Consider the following 693-nt stretch of genomic DNA (forward strand, 5'->3'; position numbering starts at 1 on the left):
ATCGTCGCCTTCTTCTCCGTCATAGCTTTGTACTCTTCATAAGATAAGAGTACGTGAGACGGTTTCCCTCGATCGGTAATATACACAGGTCCAGACAGCGCCTCTTTCTTGGCTCGGCCTGTATCTTGATTAAACTCTCGACTGGTTAATGTAGACATAGCTCACCTCCAAAACAATCTTATGTATAAATGTTACTACATGCGTTTAGTGATCGTCTACAATTGTTTCTATGTTGCTACATTTGGGTTGGATTTAGCGATATGATATAGCACCTGCTTCCATTGGCTTTGTTCGGGAAGCGGACCTTTGATGGAGGCTTGAATATGCGCTTTCGGACTCACTGATTCGAAATATCTTCGACAGGAAAGTCTGGCCAACACTAACCAAAAGAGTTTCATTGCTAAAGATGAGGTTGCGGACCAGATGATCAACCTAAATTCACATTTACTCAGCAAAAAAAATTCGCAAATATTGCCCTCATATTTTTGAATAAGTTGATACTACTTATGCGTGAATACAAAAGTGGCACAACAAATACGGTTAGGATGGCAGAGCTGATTGAACCAAAGATCAGAGAAATAGCTAAGCCACCCATGACCGGGTCTGGTACGATGATTAGCGTGCCAAAAACAATTGCCAGTGTGGTTAAGGTAATAGGAATAATGCGCAAGGCACCCGCTTCCGAAATCGCTT

General features: G+C 42.1%; 2 protein-coding genes. Both read right to left on the reverse strand.

Annotation, left to right across the window (positions count from 1 at the left end; translation table 11 throughout):
* The coding region (locus A3750_RS23205; protein ID WP_156498877.1) for a type II toxin-antitoxin system Phd/YefM family antitoxin at positions 1–158 on the reverse strand (158 nt) is incomplete at its 3' end.
* 290 nt (positions 159–448) lie between these two features.
* Positions 449–693 (reverse strand): hypothetical protein (locus tag A3750_RS27050; RefSeq protein ID WP_231871931.1); only part of this gene is annotated, 245 nt, incomplete at its 5' end.

The organism is Oleiphilus sp. HI0079 (assembly GCF_001635105.1).